Origin of the sequence: Paenibacillus taichungensis, from assembly GCF_047302525.1 — a bacterium.
GTDB lineage: Bacteria > Bacillota > Bacilli > Paenibacillales > Paenibacillaceae > Paenibacillus > Paenibacillus taichungensis_B.
The window spans coordinates 5803466-5822992 of the sequence record NZ_CP168020.1 but is presented as its reverse complement, the minus strand read 5'-3'; the positions used below and the strand labels follow the sequence as shown (position 1 = coordinate 5822992).

General features: G+C 45.8%; 24 protein-coding genes, 2 tRNA genes and 2 rRNA genes. 26 read left to right on the top strand and 2 right to left on the bottom strand.

Features of this window, described 5'->3' with window-relative positions:
• The first annotated feature begins 12 nt into the window (after nt 1-12).
• The 19 genes from rpmD to ACDJ58_RS26355 all read left to right on the top strand — a co-directional run bounded on the left by rpmD (nt 13) and on the right by ACDJ58_RS26355 (nt 13176).
• Nucleotides 13-198: a 50S ribosomal protein L30 gene (gene rpmD, locus ACDJ58_RS26445; protein WP_017692092.1), complete on the top strand. Its 186-nt coding sequence runs from the start codon at nt 13-15 to the stop codon at nt 196-198.
• A gap of 43 nt (nt 199-241) precedes the next feature.
• Nucleotides 242-682 (top strand): 50S ribosomal protein L15, encoded by a 441-nt coding sequence (gene rplO / locus ACDJ58_RS26440; protein ID WP_413373789.1) that lies wholly within the window; start codon nt 242-244, stop codon nt 680-682.
• Entirely contained in the window at nt 682-1980 is a 1299-nt protein-coding gene (secY, locus tag ACDJ58_RS26435) for a preprotein translocase subunit SecY (RefSeq protein WP_285080657.1), read from the top strand. The genes rplO and secY overlap by 1 nt, the downstream gene beginning before the upstream one ends.
• 90 nt (nt 1981-2070) lie before the next feature.
• Nucleotides 2071-2715: an adenylate kinase gene (locus tag ACDJ58_RS26430; protein ID WP_024633570.1), complete on the top strand. Its 645-nt coding sequence runs from the start codon at nt 2071-2073 to the stop codon at nt 2713-2715.
• A gap of 4 nt (nt 2716-2719) precedes the next feature.
• On the top strand, nt 2720-3472 hold the full coding sequence (gene map, locus ACDJ58_RS26425) for a type I methionyl aminopeptidase (RefSeq protein ID WP_053779202.1): 753 nt from the start codon (nt 2720-2722) through the stop codon (nt 3470-3472).
• A gap of 10 nt (nt 3473-3482) precedes the next feature.
• Nucleotides 3483-3791 carry a hypothetical protein gene (locus tag ACDJ58_RS26420; protein ID WP_413373788.1) on the top strand — a complete coding sequence of 103 codons (309 nt, stop codon included), beginning with the start codon at nt 3483-3485 and terminating at the stop codon, nt 3789-3791.
• Between the two features lie 3 nt (nt 3792-3794).
• A complete protein-coding gene (infA, locus tag ACDJ58_RS26415) occupies nt 3795-4010 on the top strand; it encodes a translation initiation factor IF-1 (protein WP_017692098.1) in 216 nt (71 codons plus the stop codon).
• Nucleotides 4011-4162: 152 nt separating this feature from the next.
• Nucleotides 4163-4276: a 50S ribosomal protein L36 gene (gene rpmJ, locus ACDJ58_RS26410; RefSeq protein WP_003333770.1), complete on the top strand. Its 114-nt coding sequence runs from the start codon at nt 4163-4165 to the stop codon at nt 4274-4276.
• Nucleotides 4277-4296: 20 nt separating this feature from the next.
• On the top strand, nt 4297-4665 hold the full coding sequence (gene rpsM / locus ACDJ58_RS26405) for a 30S ribosomal protein S13 (RefSeq protein ID WP_053779200.1): 369 nt from the start codon (nt 4297-4299) through the stop codon (nt 4663-4665).
• A gap of 19 nt (nt 4666-4684) precedes the next feature.
• Nucleotides 4685-5080: a 30S ribosomal protein S11 gene (rpsK, locus tag ACDJ58_RS26400; protein ID WP_017692100.1), complete on the top strand. Its 396-nt coding sequence runs from the start codon at nt 4685-4687 to the stop codon at nt 5078-5080.
• Nucleotides 5081-5216: 136 nt separating this feature from the next.
• Nucleotides 5217-6161, top strand: coding sequence for a DNA-directed RNA polymerase subunit alpha (locus tag ACDJ58_RS26395; protein WP_017692101.1), 945 nt, complete (start codon nt 5217-5219; stop codon nt 6159-6161).
• Between the two features lie 34 nt (nt 6162-6195).
• Nucleotides 6196-6561, top strand: a complete 366-nt coding sequence (rplQ, locus tag ACDJ58_RS26390; RefSeq protein ID WP_017692102.1) for a 50S ribosomal protein L17 — start codon at nt 6196-6198, stop codon at nt 6559-6561.
• A 159-nt stretch (nt 6562-6720) separates the two neighbouring features.
• On the top strand, nt 6721-7494 hold the full coding sequence (gene truA / locus ACDJ58_RS26385) for a tRNA pseudouridine(38-40) synthase TruA (RefSeq protein ID WP_413373785.1): 774 nt from the start codon (nt 6721-6723) through the stop codon (nt 7492-7494).
• 205 nt (nt 7495-7699) lie between these two features.
• On the top strand, nt 7700-8137 hold the full coding sequence (gene rplM / locus ACDJ58_RS26380) for a 50S ribosomal protein L13 (protein ID WP_024633564.1): 438 nt from the start codon (nt 7700-7702) through the stop codon (nt 8135-8137).
• A 19-nt stretch (nt 8138-8156) separates the two neighbouring features.
• Nucleotides 8157-8549, top strand: coding sequence for a 30S ribosomal protein S9 (rpsI, locus tag ACDJ58_RS26375; protein WP_024633563.1), 393 nt, complete (start codon nt 8157-8159; stop codon nt 8547-8549).
• Between the two features lie 669 nt (nt 8550-9218).
• Complete coding sequence (locus tag ACDJ58_RS26370) at nt 9219-9911, top strand: phosphoadenylyl-sulfate reductase (protein ID WP_413373783.1); 693 nt, start codon at nt 9219-9221, stop codon at nt 9909-9911.
• A gap of 91 nt (nt 9912-10002) precedes the next feature.
• Nucleotides 10003-11172, top strand: coding sequence for a sulfate adenylyltransferase (gene sat / locus ACDJ58_RS26365; protein ID WP_413373781.1), 1170 nt, complete (start codon nt 10003-10005; stop codon nt 11170-11172).
• Nucleotides 11173-11240: 68 nt separating this feature from the next.
• Nucleotides 11241-11996, top strand: coding sequence for an N-acetylmuramoyl-L-alanine amidase CwlD (cwlD, locus tag ACDJ58_RS26360; RefSeq protein ID WP_091001954.1), 756 nt, complete (start codon nt 11241-11243; stop codon nt 11994-11996).
• A 79-nt stretch (nt 11997-12075) separates the two neighbouring features.
• Complete coding sequence (locus ACDJ58_RS26355) at nt 12076-13176, top strand: P-loop NTPase (protein ID WP_413373779.1); 1101 nt, start codon at nt 12076-12078, stop codon at nt 13174-13176.
• 96 nt (nt 13177-13272) lie between these two features.
• Here ACDJ58_RS26355 and gerD read toward each other — a convergent pair whose 3' ends face one another.
• Nucleotides 13273-14034, bottom strand: coding sequence for a spore germination lipoprotein GerD (gerD, locus tag ACDJ58_RS26350; RefSeq protein ID WP_413373778.1), 762 nt, complete (start codon nt 14032-14034; stop codon nt 13273-13275).
• Between the two features lie 125 nt (nt 14035-14159).
• Between gerD and ACDJ58_RS26345 the strand changes: the two genes are divergently transcribed.
• Nucleotides 14160-14792, top strand: a complete 633-nt coding sequence (locus ACDJ58_RS26345) for a KinB-signaling pathway activation protein (RefSeq protein ID WP_413373776.1) — start codon at nt 14160-14162, stop codon at nt 14790-14792.
• A 137-nt stretch (nt 14793-14929) separates the two neighbouring features.
• Here the strand turns inward: ACDJ58_RS26345 and pdaB are convergent, their stop codons facing one another.
• A complete protein-coding gene (pdaB, locus tag ACDJ58_RS26340; protein ID WP_413373774.1) occupies nt 14930-15706 on the bottom strand; it encodes a polysaccharide deacetylase family sporulation protein PdaB in 777 nt (258 codons plus the stop codon).
• Nucleotides 15707-15827: 121 nt separating this feature from the next.
• On the opposite strand from pdaB, the gene ACDJ58_RS26335 reads away from it, so the two are divergent.
• From ACDJ58_RS26335 to ACDJ58_RS26310, 6 genes are all read left to right on the top strand, one after another.
• A complete protein-coding gene (locus tag ACDJ58_RS26335) occupies nt 15828-16445 on the top strand; it encodes a stage II sporulation protein M (protein WP_413373773.1) in 618 nt (205 codons plus the stop codon).
• Nucleotides 16446-16655: 210 nt separating this feature from the next.
• Entirely contained in the window at nt 16656-16886 is a 231-nt protein-coding gene (locus ACDJ58_RS26330) for a hypothetical protein (protein ID WP_017692114.1), read from the top strand.
• Between the two features lie 501 nt (nt 16887-17387).
• Nucleotides 17388-18939: ribosomal RNA gene (locus ACDJ58_RS26325) — 16S ribosomal RNA — on the top strand.
• A gap of 102 nt (nt 18940-19041) precedes the next feature.
• Nucleotides 19042-19158, top strand: a 5S ribosomal RNA gene (rrf, locus tag ACDJ58_RS26320).
• A gap of 37 nt (nt 19159-19195) precedes the next feature.
• Nucleotides 19196-19272: transfer RNA gene (locus tag ACDJ58_RS26315), tRNA-Ile, on the top strand.
• Nucleotides 19273-19294: 22 nt separating this feature from the next.
• Nucleotides 19295-19370, top strand: a tRNA-Ala gene (locus tag ACDJ58_RS26310).
• Nucleotides 19371-19527: the final 157 nt, after the last annotated feature.

Genomic DNA, 19527 nt, shown 5'->3' with positions numbered 1-19527 from the left:
GGAGGGAATCTCATGGCTAAATTAGAAATTACCCTCGTCCGCAGCTTGATCGGACGTCCGGAGACGCAAAGAACAACTGTGAAAACATTGGGCTTGCGCAAAATCAACAGCAAAGTGGTTCAAAACGACAATCCTGCCATTCGTGGTATGATTAACAAAGTAAGCCACTTGGTAGCTGTTAAAGAAGTAGAAGCTTAAAAAAGGGTTAATCCCACAAATCTTTAAGGAGGTGCAACGAACGATGAAGTTACATGAGCTTTCACCATCTCCTGGATCCCGCAAAGAACGTAAACGTCTTGGTCGCGGTCCAAGTAGTGGTACTGGTAAAACATCAGGTCGCGGTCACAAAGGACAAAACGCTCGTTCCGGCGGTGGTGTTCGTCCGGGCTTCGAAGGTGGACAAAATCCATTGTATCGTCGCTTGCCAAAACGCGGTTTCGTAAACCCAACTCGCAAAGAATATGCGGTTGTGAATACTGAAGACCTGAACAGTTTTGCTGCGGGTACTGAAGTAACTCCAGAATTCTTGATGACGACTGGCGTAGTTAAAAACGCTAAATCCGGAATCAAAATTCTGGGTAACGGTGAAGTCACTGTGAAGTTAACTGTTAAAGCTAACAAGTTTTCTCAATCTGCGGTGGAGAAAATTGAAGCTGCCGGCGGTAAAACCGAGGTGATTTAATGTTCAAGACCCTAAAGAATATCTGGCGGGTTGAAGATCTGCGCAAAAGGGTATTATTTACCCTTTTTGTACTGATCATTTACCGCATCGGATCCTTCGTTCCAGTACCTGGGGTTAATAAAGAGGTTTTCGAAGCGACAAATTCTGCGGGTAAAGAAGTTTTTGGACTTCTCAATACGTTCTCGGGTGGAGCGCTCTTTCAGTTCTCGATATTTGCGCTCGGGATCGTGCCTTACATCACTGCGTCTATCATAGTGCAGCTGCTTTCCATGGACGTTATTCCTAAATTAGCGGAGTGGGCAAAGCAGGGTGAACAAGGTAAGAAGAAATCTGCACAACTGACCCGTTATTTAACGGTAGGTCTGGCATTGATTCAAGCGTTTGGTACGTCGATCGGATTCAACCGCTTGTACAATACAGAAATGGTGCCTAACGCAACATTTGCAGATTATATCTTGATCGCAATTGTACTTACGGCCGGTACTTCATTCCTAATGTGGCTTGGTGAGCAGATCACCGAGAAGGGCATAGGAAACGGGATTTCGATTTTGATCTTTGCGGGTATCCTATCAACGGTACCTAATATTATCAAACAAACGATCGAATCCGACTTCATCCAAGCTGATCAACTGTTCATGAACATTCTTAAAGGGGTAATCGTCGCAATTGTTATTGTGCTGATTATCATAGGTGTCATTTACATCCAGCAGGCGATTCGGAAAATTCCTGTACAGTACGCTAAACGTGTCGTAGGTAACAAAATGTACGGTGGACAGAACACACATATCCCGCTGAAGATTAATGCAGCAGGTGTTATCCCTGTCATCTTTGCTTCATCTCTGTTGATGTTCCCATCGATCATCGCAAACTTCTGGGCTGATCGTACATGGGCACAGTGGATCGGAGCCAATCTCACTACTCACAAACCTCTGGGTATGTTACTCTATGTAGTGATGATTTTCGGGTTCACATTCTTCTATACTTTTGTACAGATGAATCCACAGCAGATGGCTGACAACATGAAAAAGAACGGCGGTTACATCCCAGGCATTCGTCCGGGTAAAGCAACCGAGAAATATCTGACCCGTGTCATGACTCGTTTGACAACGGCAGGTGCCATCTTCTTGGCAGTAATTTCCGTTCTGCCTGTAATCTTGGGGGCACTTTCTGGTTTGCCTCAATCAGCGCAAATTGGAGGAACTTCTCTCCTGATCGTTATCGGTGTTGCGCTGGATACGATGAAGCAAATCGAAAGCCAATTGATCAAACGCCACTACAAAGGTTTTATCAATAAATAGGCAATAGGTACCGGTCAAGCTAAGATTTACTTGCCGGCACCTATTGTGCTGTTTGTTGATGTAGGGTAGTCTTGGAGGGAGTGACATAACGTGAACATCCTATTCATGGGCCCTCCGGGGGCAGGAAAAGGAACGCAAGCAGACGTCATTGTGAAAGAGTTCGGTATTCCCCACATTTCAACAGGCGATGCATTTCGTCTCGCGATTAAGCAGGGAACTCCCATTGGCCTGAAAGCCAAGGAATATATGGATCAAGGATTGCTCGTACCAGATGATGTAACCATCGGCATTGTTGAAGAACGTTTGCAGCAGCCTGATTGCAGAGAAGGATTCCTCTTGGATGGATTTCCAAGAACCCTGTCTCAAGCAGAAGCGCTCGATGGCATTCTGGATCGACTGAACTCAGGTCTCGATCATGTAATCAACCTGAAAGTGGACCGCAACAAATTGCTCGCCCGTTTGACGGGTCGTCGCATTTGTAAGAACTGTGGCGCCACATATCATGTCGTGTTCAATCCACCCAAGCAGGAAGGTATTTGTGATAAATGCGGCGGTGACTTGTACCAGCGCTCTGATGATAATGAAGAGAGCGTAGGCACACGTCTCGACGAATATATCAACAAAACAGCACCACTCCTCACATTTTATGAGAACAAAGGCCTTCTTCGTCAAATGGACGGAGAGCAGGATATCGATCAAGTTTCTCATGAAATCGTGTCCCTGCTGCGAGGTTAATTGAATGATCATTGGTAAGTCCGAAACGGAACTGGGCTTGATGAGGGAAGCAGGGAGAATTGTTGCGGAAACGCATCGTCTCTTGGCAGAGCATATCGCTCCCGGTATTACGACTGGAGAACTTGACCATATGGCCGATCAATACATCCGCAGTCAAGGAGCTGTGCCGTCTTTCAAAGGTTATAACGGTTTCCCTGCCAGTGTGTGCGCTTCAGTGAATGAAGAGTTGGTGCATGGATTTCCCGGCAAACGAAAGTTGAACGAGGGCGATATCGTTACGTTTGACATTGGCGCGCAGTACCAGGGTTATCACGGAGATTCCGCCTGGACTTATCCAGTCGGCCGTATTTCCGAAGAAGCCCGTCGTCTTCTGGACGTTACCGAGGCTTCGTTATACGCAGGTCTGGCGCTGGTAAAACCGGACGTTCGCTTGTTTACAATATCTCATGCGATTCAGAAATATATTGAAGATGAAGGGTTCTCGGTAGTACGTGAATATGTCGGTCACGGTATAGGAGCGGATCTGCACGAAGAACCACAGATTCCGAACTATGGTCTTCCTGATCGGGGACCACGGCTTAAAGCGGGCATGGTGCTGGCCATAGAGCCGATGGTTAACGCAGGTAGACGGTATGTGAAAACGTTGGAAGATAACTGGACTGTCGTCACTGTTGATGGATCGTTATGCGCCCACTTTGAACACACCGTAGCAGTTACACATGAAGGCATGGAAATTTTCACAAAACTGAATGCGTAGGTGATAAGGCATGAACAATCAGTCTAATCCGCAGCTCGGTCAACTTGTGAAGATCCGTAAAGGCCGCAATGCGGACCAAGCCGCAGTAATTGTTGCTATAGCGGACAGTAAGTTCGTATATATTGCGGATGGGGACAAACGTAAGTTTGATCAACCCAAGAAGAAGAACATTCTTCATCTTGAACTCCAGCCGATGATTAGCGGCGAGGTTGTAAACAGTTTAAACGAGAGTGGTCGGGTGACAAACGGAAAGCTCCGCTATGCGGTTCATTCGTTTCTGGAATCCACCAACATTCAAGCTGAAGAGAAAGGAGACTGACTAATGGCCAAGGAAGATGTCATTGAAGTGGAAGGTACGGTTCTCGAACCGCTACCGAATGCAACGTTCAAGGTTGAGCTTGAGAACGGTCATCAAATTCTCGCTCACGTTTCCGGCAAGTTGCGGATGCACTTTATCCGTATCCTGACTGGAGACAAAGTGGTTGTTCAGTTATCACCTTATGATTTGACAAAAGGTCGTATAACTTACCGTAAATAGTAGTAGACAGTTGCAATGAACTGTGAAGCTTATGAAGCGGGTTTTGCCCGGCAAAACTTGCGAAAGCTTCGAAGCCGGTTTTACAATAGTAGAACAAGGTCAATGCTTACGAAGAGGGTTTTGCTTAGCAAAACTTTGAGGAGGTAATTCACATGAAGGTAAGACCTTCGGTCAAGCCGATTTGCGAAAAGTGCAAAGTCATTCGCCGCAAAGGGAATGTTATGGTTATCTGTGAAAATCCGAAACACAAACAAAAACAAGGTTAAAGAAGGGGGTGTAGCGTAAAATGGCACGTATAGCTGGTGTGGATTTGCCACGTGATAAGCGCGTTGAGATCGCCTTGACTTATATTTTCGGAATCGGTAAAACGACTTCCCAGAAAATTCTGAGCACAACAGGCATCAATCGGGACACTCGTGTCCGTGATTTGACGGAAGATGAAGTCAGCAAATTGCGTGAAAGTATCGACAAAGAGGTCAAAGTAGAAGGTGACCTGCGTCGTGAAATCTCTTTGAATATTAAACGTTTGACGGAGATCGGTTGTTACCGTGGAGTTCGTCATCGTCGTGGTCTGCCTGTTCGTGGGCAACGTACGAAAACGAATGCTCGTACTCGTAAAGGTCCTCGTCGTACTGTAGCGAACAAGAAGAAATAATAAGGGGGGATAAGAGAAAATGGCTAAACCGAAAAAAGTCGTACGTACTAAACGTCGTGACCGTAAAAATATTGAATCTGGCGTGGCACATATCCGCTCCACGTTCAATAACACTATCGTTACCATTACGGACCCTCACGGAAACGCAATTTCGTGGGCAAGCTCCGGCGGCCTCGGATTCAGAGGTTCCCGTAAATCGACTCCGTTTGCTGCACAAATGGCTGCTGAGACTGCTGCCAAAGCTGCAATGGAACATGGGATGAAAGCCGTTGAGGTTATGGTTAAAGGACCAGGCGCAGGCCGTGAAGCAGCGATCCGCTCTTTGCAAGCTGCTGGTCTTGAAGTTAACCTGATCAAAGACGTAACTCCAGTCCCGCATAACGGATGCCGTCCTCCAAAACGTCGTCGTGTCTAATGAGATTTGCCCCTGCGTGTGGTATATTTCCGGCACAATCTGCTAATAATGGTTGTTTAGGCATACTACTACATGTTTTCGCAAGAGAAGGTAAATGTTTCATAGAGGACCGACGTTTTGAAGGAGGGGTATTGCAGTGATTGAAATCGAAAAGCCGAAAATTGAGACGGTAGACGTCAACGATGATGGCACCTATGGGAAATTCGTAGTAGAACCGCTGGAGCGCGGATACGGTACGACGCTTGGAAACTCGCTTCGCCGAATCTTGCTCTCGTCACTGCCGGGTGCGGCAGTGTCTTCGGTTCAAATCGATGGCGTTCTGCATGAATTTGCTACAGTTCCTGGCGTAATGGAAGATGTTACGGAGGTCATTCTTAACCTGAAAGCTTTGTCGCTTAAAATTCACTCTGATGAGGAGAAAGTGCTCGAGATTGATGCTGAAGGCGAAGGAGCAATTACGGCTGGAGATATCCGTGCTGACTCCGATGTGGAAATCCTTAACCCGGATTTGCACATTGCTACGCTCGGACCAGGTTCGAGACTTCACATGCGTATTTTTGCCAATCGCGGTCGCGGCTACGTCCAGGCAGATCGGAATAAACGCGATGACCAGCCGATCGGCGTCATCCCAGTCGATTCCATCTTCACCCCGATCAGTCGCGTTAACTACGCTGTGGAAAATACGCGTGTCGGCCAAGTAACCAACTATGACAAGCTCACGTTGGAAGTTTGGACTGACGGAAGTATTCGTCCTGAAGAGGCTGTAAGCCTTGGCGCTAAAATTTTGACCGAGCATCTGATGCTCTTCGTGGGTCTTACAGACGAAGCGAAAGATGCAGAGATTATGGTCGAAAAAGAAGAAGACAAAAAAGAAAAAGTACTCGAAATGACGATCGAAGAGCTGGATCTCTCTGTTCGTTCCTACAACTGCCTCAAACGTGCCGGTATTAATACCGTACAAGAGCTGACTACGAAAACGGAAGAAGACATGATGAAAGTCCGTAACCTCGGACGCAAGTCTTTGGAAGAAGTTCAAGAGAAGCTTGAGGAACTTGGTTTGGGACTCCGTACAGAAGAATAGACAGCCGAGTGCTTGAAGTGAAGGAGGGAAAACAATGGCATACCAAAAGTTGGGCCGTAATTCCAGCGCACGTAAAGCTTTGTTCCGTGACCTGGTAACCGACCTGTTCTTATACGAACGCATTCAGACAACTGAAGCGAAAGCAAAAGAGGTTCGCTCTATTGCTGAAAAACTGATCACTAAAGCGAAAAAGGGAGATCTTCATGCCCGTCGCCAAGTGGCAGCTTATGTTCGCCGCGAAACAATCGATGGTGAGCAAGATGCAATCCAAAAACTGTTTAGCGAATTGTCCGGTCGTTACGCTGAGCGTCCAGGTGGATACACTCGTATTCTGAAACTGGGACCTCGTCGTGGTGACGCTGCGCCTATGGTTTACTTGGAACTGGTTGACCGCGCGTAAAACAGATGAGATGAGGAAAGGGGACAGAATCACTGATTCTGGATTAACCCTTTTTTTCTCTTCATTTCGGAATTCGTGCTGTAATAGAAGCTCCGAAAGGGGCTTCTTTTGCTGTTCGGGATAGGCACATGTATAGTATGGAACAAAGGTGTGGTATTGATGCGCAACTTGTGTATGACGTTAACTTATGATGGCACTGCCTATTACGGCTTTCAGGTTCAGCCAGGAGGGAATACCATTCAGGATCATCTTGAAGATGCCATTCGTGCTTTAACCGGTGAGAAGGTTAAAATTACGGGTTCAGGCAGAACGGATGCAGGCGTTCACGCGCGCAGACAGATCTTCAATTTCCCTACGGAATCCCAGATCCCGATTGAACGATGGTGTATGGCGCTCAACTCCAGATTACCATCCGATATTATCGTTATTGATGCGGTTGAAGTACCAAACGATTTTCATTCTCGCTATGCTGCGAAAAGGAAAACGTATCGGTATACCGTCAATGCGAATCAATTCCCGGATGTATTTAACCGGAGGCTGCAATATCATCACCATGCCAAGCTGGACATTGCGGCAATGCAGGAGGGGTTGCGTCATTTTATTGGTACGTATGATTTCACCTCCTTTGCTTCACGCAAGTCTCAGAAAGAAAATCATGTACGTTCGGTATACGAAGCATGGATAGAAGTGGACCGTTCAATGTGTAGGGACCATCCGCGCGATCAGGGTGTCATTCACATCTATGTGAGTGGTAACGGCTTTTTGCAGCATATGGTTCGTATTATTGTAGGTACACTGCTGGAGGTCGGAGAGGGCAAACGGAAAGCCTCTGACGTACCGAATATGATTGCTGCTTGTAATCGTTCTTCTGCAGGACCTACTGCGGTTAGCTGCGGTTTAATGCTCTGGGACCTTGAATACAAAAAAGATTAAATTTGCGAAGTGAAATGCTTAATTAACACTTGCGATTTAAGCTCCTATCATGTAATATAAAAGTTGTGTTTTCTTAATGGCTTTCCCACAGCCCCAATTAAGAGGGTCACAACGAAAGAACTATCCATCAACACCTAAAGTTATCACTTAATGAATGAAGATAAATGAATATAATGATGTTGAACATTTTAAGGAGGAACTTTTCATGCGTACCACGTACATGGCGAAGCCTAACGAAGTTGAGCGCCAATGGCACATCATTGATGCCGAAGGCAAAACGCTCGGACGTTTGGCGAGCGAAGCAGCTGCTTTGATCCGCGGCAAACATAAGCCACAATTCACTCCACATGTGGACACTGGCGATTTCGTTGTTATCATCAATGCAGAGAAAATTGTATTGACTGGTAAAAAAATGCAAGGTAAAAAATACTACCGTCACTCGATGCACCCAGGTGGTTTGAAAGTAACTACTGCTGAAGAGATGGTTAAAAACAAACCGGAACGTATGTTGGAATTGGCTGTTCGCGGTATGCTTCCTAAAACTCGCATGGGCGAGAAAATGAAGTTGAGACTTAAAGCGTACAGAGGCACTGAGCATCCACATGCAGCACAAAAACCAGAAGTTTATGAACTTCGCGGTTAATTAAAAGGAGGACAGTTTCATGGCACAAGTACAATACTATGGGACAGGTCGTCGTAAACATTCGGTAGCTCGTGTTCGCCTTGTACCGGGTGAAGGACGCATTGTCATCAATAAACGTGATATTAATGAATACTTCGGTTTGGAAACACTCAAACTGATCGTAAAACAACCACTGAACCTGACAGAAACACTCAGCAACTATGATGTTCTTGTTATCGCTCATGGTGGCGGAATCTCCGGTCAAGCCGGCGCTATCCGTCACGGTATCTCCCGCGCTCTGTTGAAAGCAGATCCGGAATACCGTGCTTCCCTGAAAAAAGCAGGATTCCTGACTCGTGACCCACGGATGAAAGAGCGTAAAAAATACGGTCTCAAAGCCGCACGTCGCGCACCTCAGTTCTCCAAACGTTAATATGCATTACAAGCCTTTGGCCTCGGCCAAAGGCTTTTTTGTATTTTACAGACCAATAGGTGTATTAAATGTTCTTTACTTTAGAAGATGCACCAAAGTAGCTTCGGGTTCCTCTGTATCGGTTAAAGTTTCTTCCTCCAGCTAATACTCCAGTAAACGCAACCCTCCTATAGCACAAAGATCAAATTTGCAGGTTAGAACATCATAATGGTTGTAATCATTCATTTTTCATTCTCAATTTTCATCAGTTTTTCTTATGGTTTTGATAAAGGTCCCTTACAATTGAAGAATAGGATTCCCGCATTTATCTCATTATTAAATCCTTCTCATTTTTCTATATTCCTTCGATTCTATAGAGTTATTCTATACTTCGTTTTATCAAATTGGCACCATAAACCCAGCAGTGGCAAAGGATTTCAATGACAACGAGTCGAGAATAAAATAAAAATCGATGATGCTACACATGGTTGATTTTATCCTTAAATCGATTAAATGCGTAATTAACACCAAATTATTTTCAAAATGAACAACAAATAAAGGGGTAAAACTGATGTATTTTACCATATGGCAGGCATTGACATCCCCATTGAAAGATTTATACTATACATAATTCATATTAGATTAGTCGGCTTTAGTGATTGTGAAATGCAGAATGGGGGAAATGCAGACATGAACTTGTTGGAGAAAGAAGAACTTGCACGGACGAAAGCTGAAGAGTTGGAAAACGCAAGTCCAGAGGATATTATTCGTTACGCTATTGAGACGTTTCCAAATATCACTTTTGCATGCAGCTTCGGTGCGGAGGATGTTGTACTTGTAGATATGCTTCAGAAAATCAGCCCATCCACGGATATATTTTATCTCGATACCGATTTTCATTTTAAGGAAACATACGAAACTCGTGACAAAATGAAGGAGAAATACAATCTTGATTTTGTACGTGTGGCTCCGAAAATTACTCCGGAGGAGCAGGCGGCTCAACATGGAGAACAATTGTGGAAGTCGGATCCTAATACTTGTTGTAATATTCGGAAGGTTGAGCCGCTGACACGTATTCTATCCCAATACGATGCATGGATTACCGGTATTCGGAGAGATCAAGCACCGACGCGTGCAAATACGAAGAAGGTCGAATATGATGCCAAGTTTGGACTCATGAAGTTTAACCCGATCGCGCACTGGACTTCAGAGGATGTATGGGATTATATTCGTTCTAATAATGTTGTGTACAACCCACTTCATGATCAGAATTACCCGAGTATCGGTTGTGAGTATTGCACACGTCAGGTTATGCCAGGAGAAGATCCACGTGCGGGACGCTGGTCTGGGAATGAGAAAACGGAATGTGGTCTTCATAAATAATTTAGTTAGAGTAAGTGATGGTTTTTTTAATGCACATGCACTGAATTCATTCTTGATGATATAAAAAATGGTGAAACAGGGAGCTGACAAGATGACTTCGATTCTGCCTCATGGAGGTACGCTGATTCAGCGTGTCGTACAAGGAGAAGAACGGGAACAATTATTACGAGAGAGTGAGAAACTTTCCTCTATACGTATTAACAGCTGGACAATTTCGGATTTGGATCTCATTGGTGTGGGTGCATTCTCACCGCTTCAAGGTTTCATGAATGAAGAAGACTATCTTTCAGTTATATCTCGTATGCGTCTTGCTGACGGAACAGTCTGGAGTATACCCATTACCTTAGCTGTAGATGAGGAGCAGGCTGCATCACTCCAGATCGGTGAGACTGTGGCACTTATTGGCGATAATGACGGGGTAACCTATGGATTGCTGGAAGTGAAGAGCTTGTACAACGTAGATCAGGGTGAAGAAGCACGTCGTGTCTTCAAGACGGATGATCCAGAGCACCCGGGTGTGAAGAAACTGCTGGAACGACCTGCAACGTATGTAGGAGGTCCAATTCAAGTGCTGAATCGTCCCAAACCGGCCAAGTTCGAACAGTTCTATTATGATCCTGCTGAGACACGGAAAACGTTCCAGGATAAAGGCTGGAAGACGGTTGTCGGATTTCAGACGCGTAATCCGGTCCATCGTGCCCATGAGTACATTCAGAAGAGCGCAATGGAGATTGTGGACGCCTTGTTCTTAAACCCGCTTGTAGGCGAAACGAAGTCTGATGACGTGCCTGCCGATGTACGAATGAAGAGTTATTTGGTTTTGCTGGAGAACTATTATCCGGCTGATCGTGCGTTCCTAGGCGTATTCCCGGCGGCTATGCGGTATGCGGGCCCAAGAGAGGCCATTTTCCACGCGATGGTACGTAAAAATTATGGTTGTACTCACTTTATTGTAGGCCGCGACCATGCAGGTGTGGGTGATTACTATGGAACGTATGAAGCGCAGGAGATTTTTACTAACTTCACACCGGAAGAACTCGGTATCACGCCTTTGTTCTTCGAACATAGTTTTTTCTGCACCAAATGTGGAAACATGGCATCAAGCAAAACCTGCCCGCATGATAAAGAACACCATATGGCACTGTCTGGCACGAAAGTACGTGGCTTGCTAAGAGATGGCCAATGCCCTCCACCTGAATTTACGCGGCCTGAGGTAGCTGAGGTGCTGATTGAAGGAATGGCCGAGCAAGTCCGCTCCTAACGGTATATTTGTCCATCTTGTCCCATATAGATGATTAGAGTCATTTATAGGGACGAGGTGGTTTTTTTATGCGTAAAAATATGGGTAAGCACTTTGTGATCTGGATTAGGTTACGCACCATGAAGAGGGTCATGTTAAGCCTCTGTTTGCTTGCCATGTTTGTGGCAGTAGTGACGTATGAGTTGCCCTCCTCCAAAATGTCTGGTTACTGGGGTCTGCCATTAGCGGGTAAAGTCATTGCCATTGATGCAGGACATGGTGGACCAGATGGGGGAGCAGTGAGTAAGCAGGGAGTCATTGAGAAAGATATCAATTTATCCATTGCGCTGTATGTACGAGATTATCTGCAGCAAGCAGGGGCCCTGGTTGTGATGACTCGAGAAATAGACACCGATCTGGCTGCTTCAGATACCAAAGGGTACTCCAAACGCAAGACGGAAGATCTGAAACAAAGGGTAAGAAGAATCGAGGATAAGCAGGCAGATCTCTTTATTAGCATTCATATGAACAGTGTTCCTTCGAACCGCTGGAGTGGCGCTCAAGTTTTTTATACACCCAATCATCCCGATAATGAAGGATTAGCCAACCTGCTTCAGCAAGAAATGATTCGTAATCTGGAAAATACAGATCGAATCGCGAAAACGGTAAATACCGTTTATTTGCTCCAGGCGTTAAAAATTCCCTCGGCACTTGTGGAGGTGGGTTTCCTTTCTCACCCGGAAGAGGCGCGTCTGCTTGCTGATGAAACCTATCAGCGCAAAGTGGCTGCATCCATCTATAATGGAATTCTCCGTTATTCGTCAGGAGAACGTCCTAAAAGTTAGTCACAACGAGAAAGGTAATGATATAATTGGATCAGCATACCTAATTACATGCCAATAGATAAAGCTGAGGTGCTGTCTGATGTTATCAAAAGAACAGATACTTGAACTATTGCAGCCATTGCAGGAACCGCAATTGGGCGTAAGTTTGACTGAACTGCAGTGGGTCCGTGATGTCATGGTTAAAGAAAATCATGTTGCTCTTACTATGGTGACGCTGGAGAACCGCACAGAGGATACAACTGCTCTAAGCGATGCCGCGCGCAACCTGTTGTCCCAACACGGAGTGAATGATGTACATATTCGTCTGCGTGCAGCGTCAGAGCATGAGCGTGAGAGCCTGAACATGGGACAAGCGGATCATGAGGACGACGAGGACGAAGTGCTTGTCAAAGGCCATGCAGCAGGGCTGGACGGGCATGAGTTGTTAAGTCCTGAATCCGGCGTACGTTTTATTGCTGTTGCTAGCGGTAAAGGAGGCGTCGGCAAATCGACGGTAACCGTTAACTTGGCTGCGGCTCTGGCACGTCAAGGCAAGAAGGTTGGCTTGATTGATGCAGATATATATGGCTTCAGTGTACCTGATATGATGGGCATTGAGGAATATCCAGTCGTTGAGGACGGAATTATCCAACCTGTTGAGCGTTTCGGGGTAAAAGTCATGTCGATGGGATTCTTTATTCGGGAGAATAACCCGGTGATCTGGCGTGGACCTATGTTGGGGCGGATGTTGCGCCAATTCTTTACCGATGTAAACTGGGGAGAGTTGGATTATATGCTGCTTGATCTGCCTCCGGGTACGGGGGACGTCGCACTAGACGTACATCAGATGCTGCCTCACAGCAAAGAAATCATCGTTACAACACCGCATGCAACCGCTGCTTTTGTAGCTGCACGTGCAGGTGCCATGGCCATTCAGACGGAACATGAGCTGCTTGGTGTGGTTGAGAACATGGCTTATTATGAATGCAGCAAATGCGGAGAGAAAGATTATGTATTTGGCCGGGGCGGTGGGGGTACTCTTGCCGAGAGTCTTCATACAGAGCTGCTTGCGCAGATTCCACTGGGAGCGCCGGATAATCATATTTCGGAGCCGGATTTTTCCCCATCCGTGTATAAAGCAGATTCAAGCATCGGTGCGATCTACGACGAGGTTGCCCAGTCTGTTGATGCCAAGTTTTAATTTTTCTAATGACGTAAAATATAAAAAAGGCCCACATCCATGGATGCGGGCTTTTTTTCAACATGTGATAACTTTTAACTTTAAAGTATTATCGACTTACGATCCTCCATTACTGCCATCGCCGCTACTGTTGCCATCACTACTACCGTCATTGCTGCCGCTTCCGCCATTTCCATTGTCGTCTTTGCTTTGTCCGTCCTGTTTGCCACCTTGTTCTGTTTTAGGTTGCAACTCATCCTGGACTACCTTCTTAAGCAAAGTCAGCACTTCCATCCGGAACAAAGGATTTTGCATGACTTCCTGCATAACGGTCATCGTTTGTTTACGATATTCTGGTGTTTTGGTCATATCCATGAACATCTTGGATACTTCCGGAGACTTCATGACATCTCCAATGGACTTTTGATACGTAGGATCTTTGATTAACTGCATATGCAGTTGTTTGCTTTGGGAGTTGATCACTTTGGCGAATTCACCTGCAAACTGTGGATCCGTCATAATTTTCTCGAATTCCTTCTGGTATTCAGGAGCCGTAATGGTATCTTTTACAGCTATACGTATTTGTTCTGAAGATTGCATAGGCATTAACATTTTCATACCCACCGTGCCAGATCCACCGCCTGAAGCTCCACTTTGGCCAGAAGCACCACCTTCACCACCACCAGAAGAACTTTGTCCGGTGAGAGCTTCCTCGACCGCCTTTTTGCCTTCGTCACTTTTGAGAATATCCACGACCATCGTTTTCATCTCTTTATAACCGCCCTGAGGAGGTGAATAATTCTGATCTGAGCCACAGCCGGCGAGCATGACGGATAGTCCAAGTACGACACAGCATAACTGCCACAAAGGCCGTTTCATGTGCACAACCCCTCCTTGATTAGATACTGGATGTAGTATGTGATGGTAAACCGCTAAATATGTTGAATGATGATGGTTTTTTGCTGTGAAGGTTGGTAAAATAAACTCTCGGGGGTGGAAAACATTTGAATTTACGTAAATGGTTTTTCCTATTTTGGTCAGCTTTGCTTATTGGGGCTGCAGGATCATTAGTAACGGGTCTAATTATGATGTTGGTTAATGGAGAAAAAACGAATGGAATGACCGATTTTTTAATTTATCTCCTGATCTTGTTTGGTTCCGGTATTATGATTAGCGTGTATTCGCAAATGGGTTTTTTCGCATACTTGATATTGAACTATATGGGCAAAGGTGTATTTTCGAAACGCAGTTGGCAAATTGTACAGATTGTTCTAACCGTTTTGGCGTTGCTTGATGTCATGTTTTTACGTTTGTTTGTTGGTGGGGAACGAGAACGGCTATCCGATATTGTGCTTGGAATCATTATTTTGGCAGCTGGAATTGTTACCGCTTACGTAAAGGTGAAACAGACACATATTTCGGCGCTAGTGCCTACACTCTTTTTTATGGTGGCTGTTACCGTGGTGGAGACGATCGGTGTGTTGCGAATTGATGTGAATGCGGCTACCATCTTTATTGTGGTTCCACTGTTAATCTGTAATGCATACCAAATGCTGATATTGCACAGGCTGGTAGATGGGTCCATGGAGCAACGGGTGAGTGGAAAGACAGAGCAGGTACAAGAAAGTCATGCGTAGCGATTATCTTACAAAAAAAACGCCAAAAAGAGCTAACCTGGTTAGCTCTTTTCATTTATGGCGCTTCAGCGCCTTTTTACAAGGGAATGCTCCCAAGTTACAATACAGTTTGGCCAGCAATACTGATTTATTAACGTTTACTGTACACTGGCTTGGTCGCGAACTTCCGTACCTTTGACACTTGAATGGTTAAGCAGCTCAGAAACCGTCACGAACTCATACCCTTGATTTTTTAACTTGTCGATTATGGCGGGTAATGCTTCATGCGTTTGTTTCGAGGAATCACTGGCGTGCAGCAGCACGATGTCACCCGGATGTGCCTTGCTGACTACACGATCAACAATGGTCTGTACACCAGGGTTCTTCCAATCCTGAGAATCAGTGTCCCATTGAACAACTTGATAATTTAGACTGCTGGCAACCTGGAGAACACGTTTGTCAAAGTCGCCATTAGGCAGACGTAGCAATTTCGGTTCTTTTCCCGTTAGATCGGTTAAAATGCTATGAGCTGTCGAAATTTCCTTCCGGATTTCCTCTTCAGTCAGGCTGCTGTAATTATCATGCTTGTGACCATGGCTGCCGATTTCGTATCCTGCGTCTTTGATGGCTGTTACAATCTCGGGGTGTGTCTTACTCCAGGGGGAGGACAAGAAGAAAGTGGCCTTCTGAACTTTATTTTCTTGGAGGACCTTCAGAATAGGCTCTGTCCTTTTATCTCCCCAGCTAATGTCAAAGGTGAGTGCAATAACCTTCTTCTCGGTTGGAACGCTGTATACGGCGGATGGTGCATCCTCCGAGAATACAGAAATATTGCCGCTCTCCAGATAAATAATCCCGATAGCAAAGACGGCAGCAACCAGCACAATCAGGAAACGTTTGATCTTTTTGCCGCTAAATACATAGAACGAGTTCATTTCAATAAGCGCCCCTCTCCCATAAGAAATGCTTGTTTACTCTCCAATGTATGCTCGTACCTCGCAGTTATTCGTATCAGACGTTTGTTTGTCCAACATCTTGGTTCCACAGGAGGATATTATGTTAAAATTCAGTACATTTCTTAGAGCTTTAGGTTCCATTCGTGGTGCATTAATCTGGTCGATCGTATTGTTTGTTGTTGGAATAGGCACGGGATGGGTGAGTACAGGAACACTTGAGGATATATTGTTGAATCAAATCGGGGGACTAAGGGAGGTTAGTGAGCGGCTGGAGCAGGGGAACAATGTGCAATGGAACTTCTTCCTCTTTATCTTTTTCAATAACGCCATCAAAAGTGTACTCGTGATCTATGCCGGTATCTTCTTTGGCATTCTGCCTGTCGTTTTCCTGTTGATCAATGGCATGGTTATCGGTTTTCTGGTACACACCACAATGAACTATGGGGCCAGCTTCTTTGATATTGTTGTAAAAGGACTTCTTCCACATGGCATTATTGAAATTCCGGTAATTATTATCGCTTGTGCATTCGGTCTAAGGTTTGGTGGATTAGCTCTCAAAAGTCTTGGTCAATTTGGCGGGGAGAAACGAAACACAATTGGTAGCCAGTGGGGTGCGTTTATGCGCACAACGGTAACTGCATCCTTTTGGATTGTTATTTTGCTTTTTGTTGCAGCCATTATCGAAAGTACACTTACCTACAGCTTGGTGCGTGGATAAATTTGTATGGGATGACATTCATAAATTTTCAGAAAGTTGACCATAACAATAAAACGGGTTTCAGTAGCAACCACAAAAGGACAAACAAAGATGATCCTAAGGTTTGCTACTATAACCGGCGCTGTCCGATATATAGCCTGAATTAAAGGGGCTCGAATATGACATACACTGGGCACGCCATTATCCATATGCAGAAAAAGGAGAACTCTAATGCTGGGTATGCTGTTTAACGAGAAGGAATGCAAGGAACTGGATTATGTATTGCGCAAAGAGCTCGATGAAATGTTGTTCGACTTAAGTGACAACCGTCTCGATCAAGAAATTAAATACGCCATAGCGAGTCGCTACAAGACTGTATTCCGTATGTATGCACGCTTTGCGCCACCCAAAGAGCTATCCAAATATGCTAGAGGCGGTAAATTAAAAAAATCCAAGCCATAATGATGTGGTCGGTGGGATACTGAAGATTACCAATATAAGAGAGGTGCGGCCCGTAAAGCCAGCGCTGTACCTCAGACACCATGAATCAGGAATAGGTAGAATAGACAGCTTTGAAAAGGGATATGAAACAATTTGTCGAAAAAGGGTTGACCTTTTTTGTTCAATATGATAAATTAATTTTCGTTCCTTTTTTAAGGAAAAGTTAACCGAAACAAGCGCTGGAATAAAGCGATTGAAAATAAATCGAAAAAAAGTGCTTGCAAAGTAAACTTAAACATGATATATTATAAAAGTCGCCGCTGAAAATACGGTGACATGAAAAACTGGAACAAATTGAATGTTTGATCTTTGAAAACTGAACAACGAGTGAGTAACGATCTTGCTTGCAAGATCGACGCTGAGAAATCGGTACAAGTCTTCGGACTGTATGATTTCAAAGCAAATAAAAGAGATTTTTAATCTCGTCAGTTTCAAAATGAGCTTATCGCTCTTTTCAATACTTTATTGGAGAGTTTGATCCTGGCTCAGGACGAACGCTGGCGGCATGCCTAATACATGCAAGTCGAGCGGACTTGAAGAGAAGCTTGCTTCTCTGATGGTTAGCGGCGGACGGGTGAGTAACACGTAGGTAACCTGCCCTCAAGTTTGGGACAACTACCGGAAACGGTAGCTAATACCGAATAGTTGTTTTCTTCTCCTGAAGAGAACTGGAAAGACGGAGTAATCTGTCACTTGGGGATGGGCCTGCGGCGCATTAGCTAGTTGGTGGGGTAACGGCTCACCAAGGCGACGATGCGTAGCCGACCTGAGAGGGTGATCGGCCACACTGGGACTGAGACACGGCCCAGACTCCTACGGGAGGCAGCAGTAGGGAATCTTCCGCAATGGGCGAAAGCCTGACGGAGCAATGCCGCGTGAGTGATGAAGGTTTTCGGATCGTAAAGCTCTGTTGCCAGGGAAGAACGCTTGGGAGAGTAACTGCTCTCAAGGTGACGGTACCTGAGAAGAAAGCCCCGGCTAACTACGTGCCAGCAGCCGCGGTAATACGTAGGGGGCAAGCGTTGTCCGGAATTATTGGGCGTAAAGCGCGCGCAGGCGGTCATTTAAGTCTGGTGTTTAATCCCGGGGCTCAACCCCGGATCGCACTGGAAACTGGGTGACTTGAGTGCAGAAGAGGAGAGTGGAATTCCACGTGTAGCGGTGAAATGCGTAGATATGTGGAGGAACACCAGTGGCGAAGGCGACTCTCTGGGCTGTAACTGACGCTGAGGCGCGAAAGCGTGGGGAGCAAACAGGATTAGATACCCTGGTAGTCCACGCCGTAAACGATGAGTGCTAGGTGTTAGGGGTTTCGATACCCTTGGTGCCGAAGTTAACACATTAAGCACTCCGCCTGGGGAGTACGGTCGCAAGACTGAAACTCAAAGGAATTGACGGGGACCCGCACAAGCAGTGGAGTATGTGGTTTAATTCGAAGCAACGCGAAGAACCTTACCAGGTCTTGACATCTGAATGACCGGTGCAGAGATGTACCTTTTCTTCGGAACATTCAAGACAGGTGGTGCATGGTTGTCGTCAGCTCGTGTCGTGAGATGTTGGGTTAAGTCCCGCAACGAGCGCAACCCTTGATCTTAGTTGCCAGCACTTCGGGTGGGCACTCTAAGGTGACTGCCGGTGACAAACCGGAGGAAGGTGGGGATGACGTCAAATCATCATGCCCCTTATGACCTGGGCTACACACGTACTACAATGGCCGGTACAACGGGCTGTGAAGCCGCGAGGTGGAACGAATCCTAAAAAGCCGGTCTCAGTTCGGATTGCAGGCTGCAACTCGCCTGCATGAAGTCGGAATTGCTAGTAATCGCGGATCAGCATGCCGCGGTGAATACGTTCCCGGGTCTTGTACACACCGCCCGTCACACCACGAGAGTTTATAACACCCGAAGTCGGTGGGGTAACCGCAAGGAGCCAGCCGCCGAAGGTGGGATAGATGATTGGGGTGAAGTCGTAACAAGGTAGCCGTATCGGAAGGTGCGGCTGGATCACCTCCTTTCTATGGAGAATCGTTTCCCGCGTGGAAACATTCAAATACGCAGACTAGATCTGCAAAACTACTCACTCGTTGCTCAGTTTTGAGAGCTCAAACTCTCAAACGTTTGGTGGCGATAGCGAAGGGGTTCCACACGTTCCCATCCCGAACACGACCGTTAAGCCCTTCAGCGTCGATGGTACTTGGACCGCAGGGTCCTGGGAGAGTAGAACGCCGCCAAGCGTAAACCCATTACGGGTTTCAATATAATATATAATGTGGGCCCTTAGCTCAGTTGGTTAGAGCGCACCTCTGATAAGGGTGAGGCCGGTGGTTCGAGTCCACCAGGGCCCACCATGTATACCTTATAATCTAATATGGGGCCATAGCTCAGCTGGGAGAGCGCCTGCCTTGCAAGCAGGAGGTCAGCGGTTCGATCCCGCTTGGCTCCACCAACAAGATTTTACAAGCTTGTTCTTTGAAAACTAGATATCGAAACGAAAATTGCGATTTAGAACATTCCTTTTAGGGATGAATGCTTGTTCGGTTCAAGTAACCGAAACAACAATCATCCTAGCTGAACTTGTGTTAAACAAGTTTCAATAAATAGTG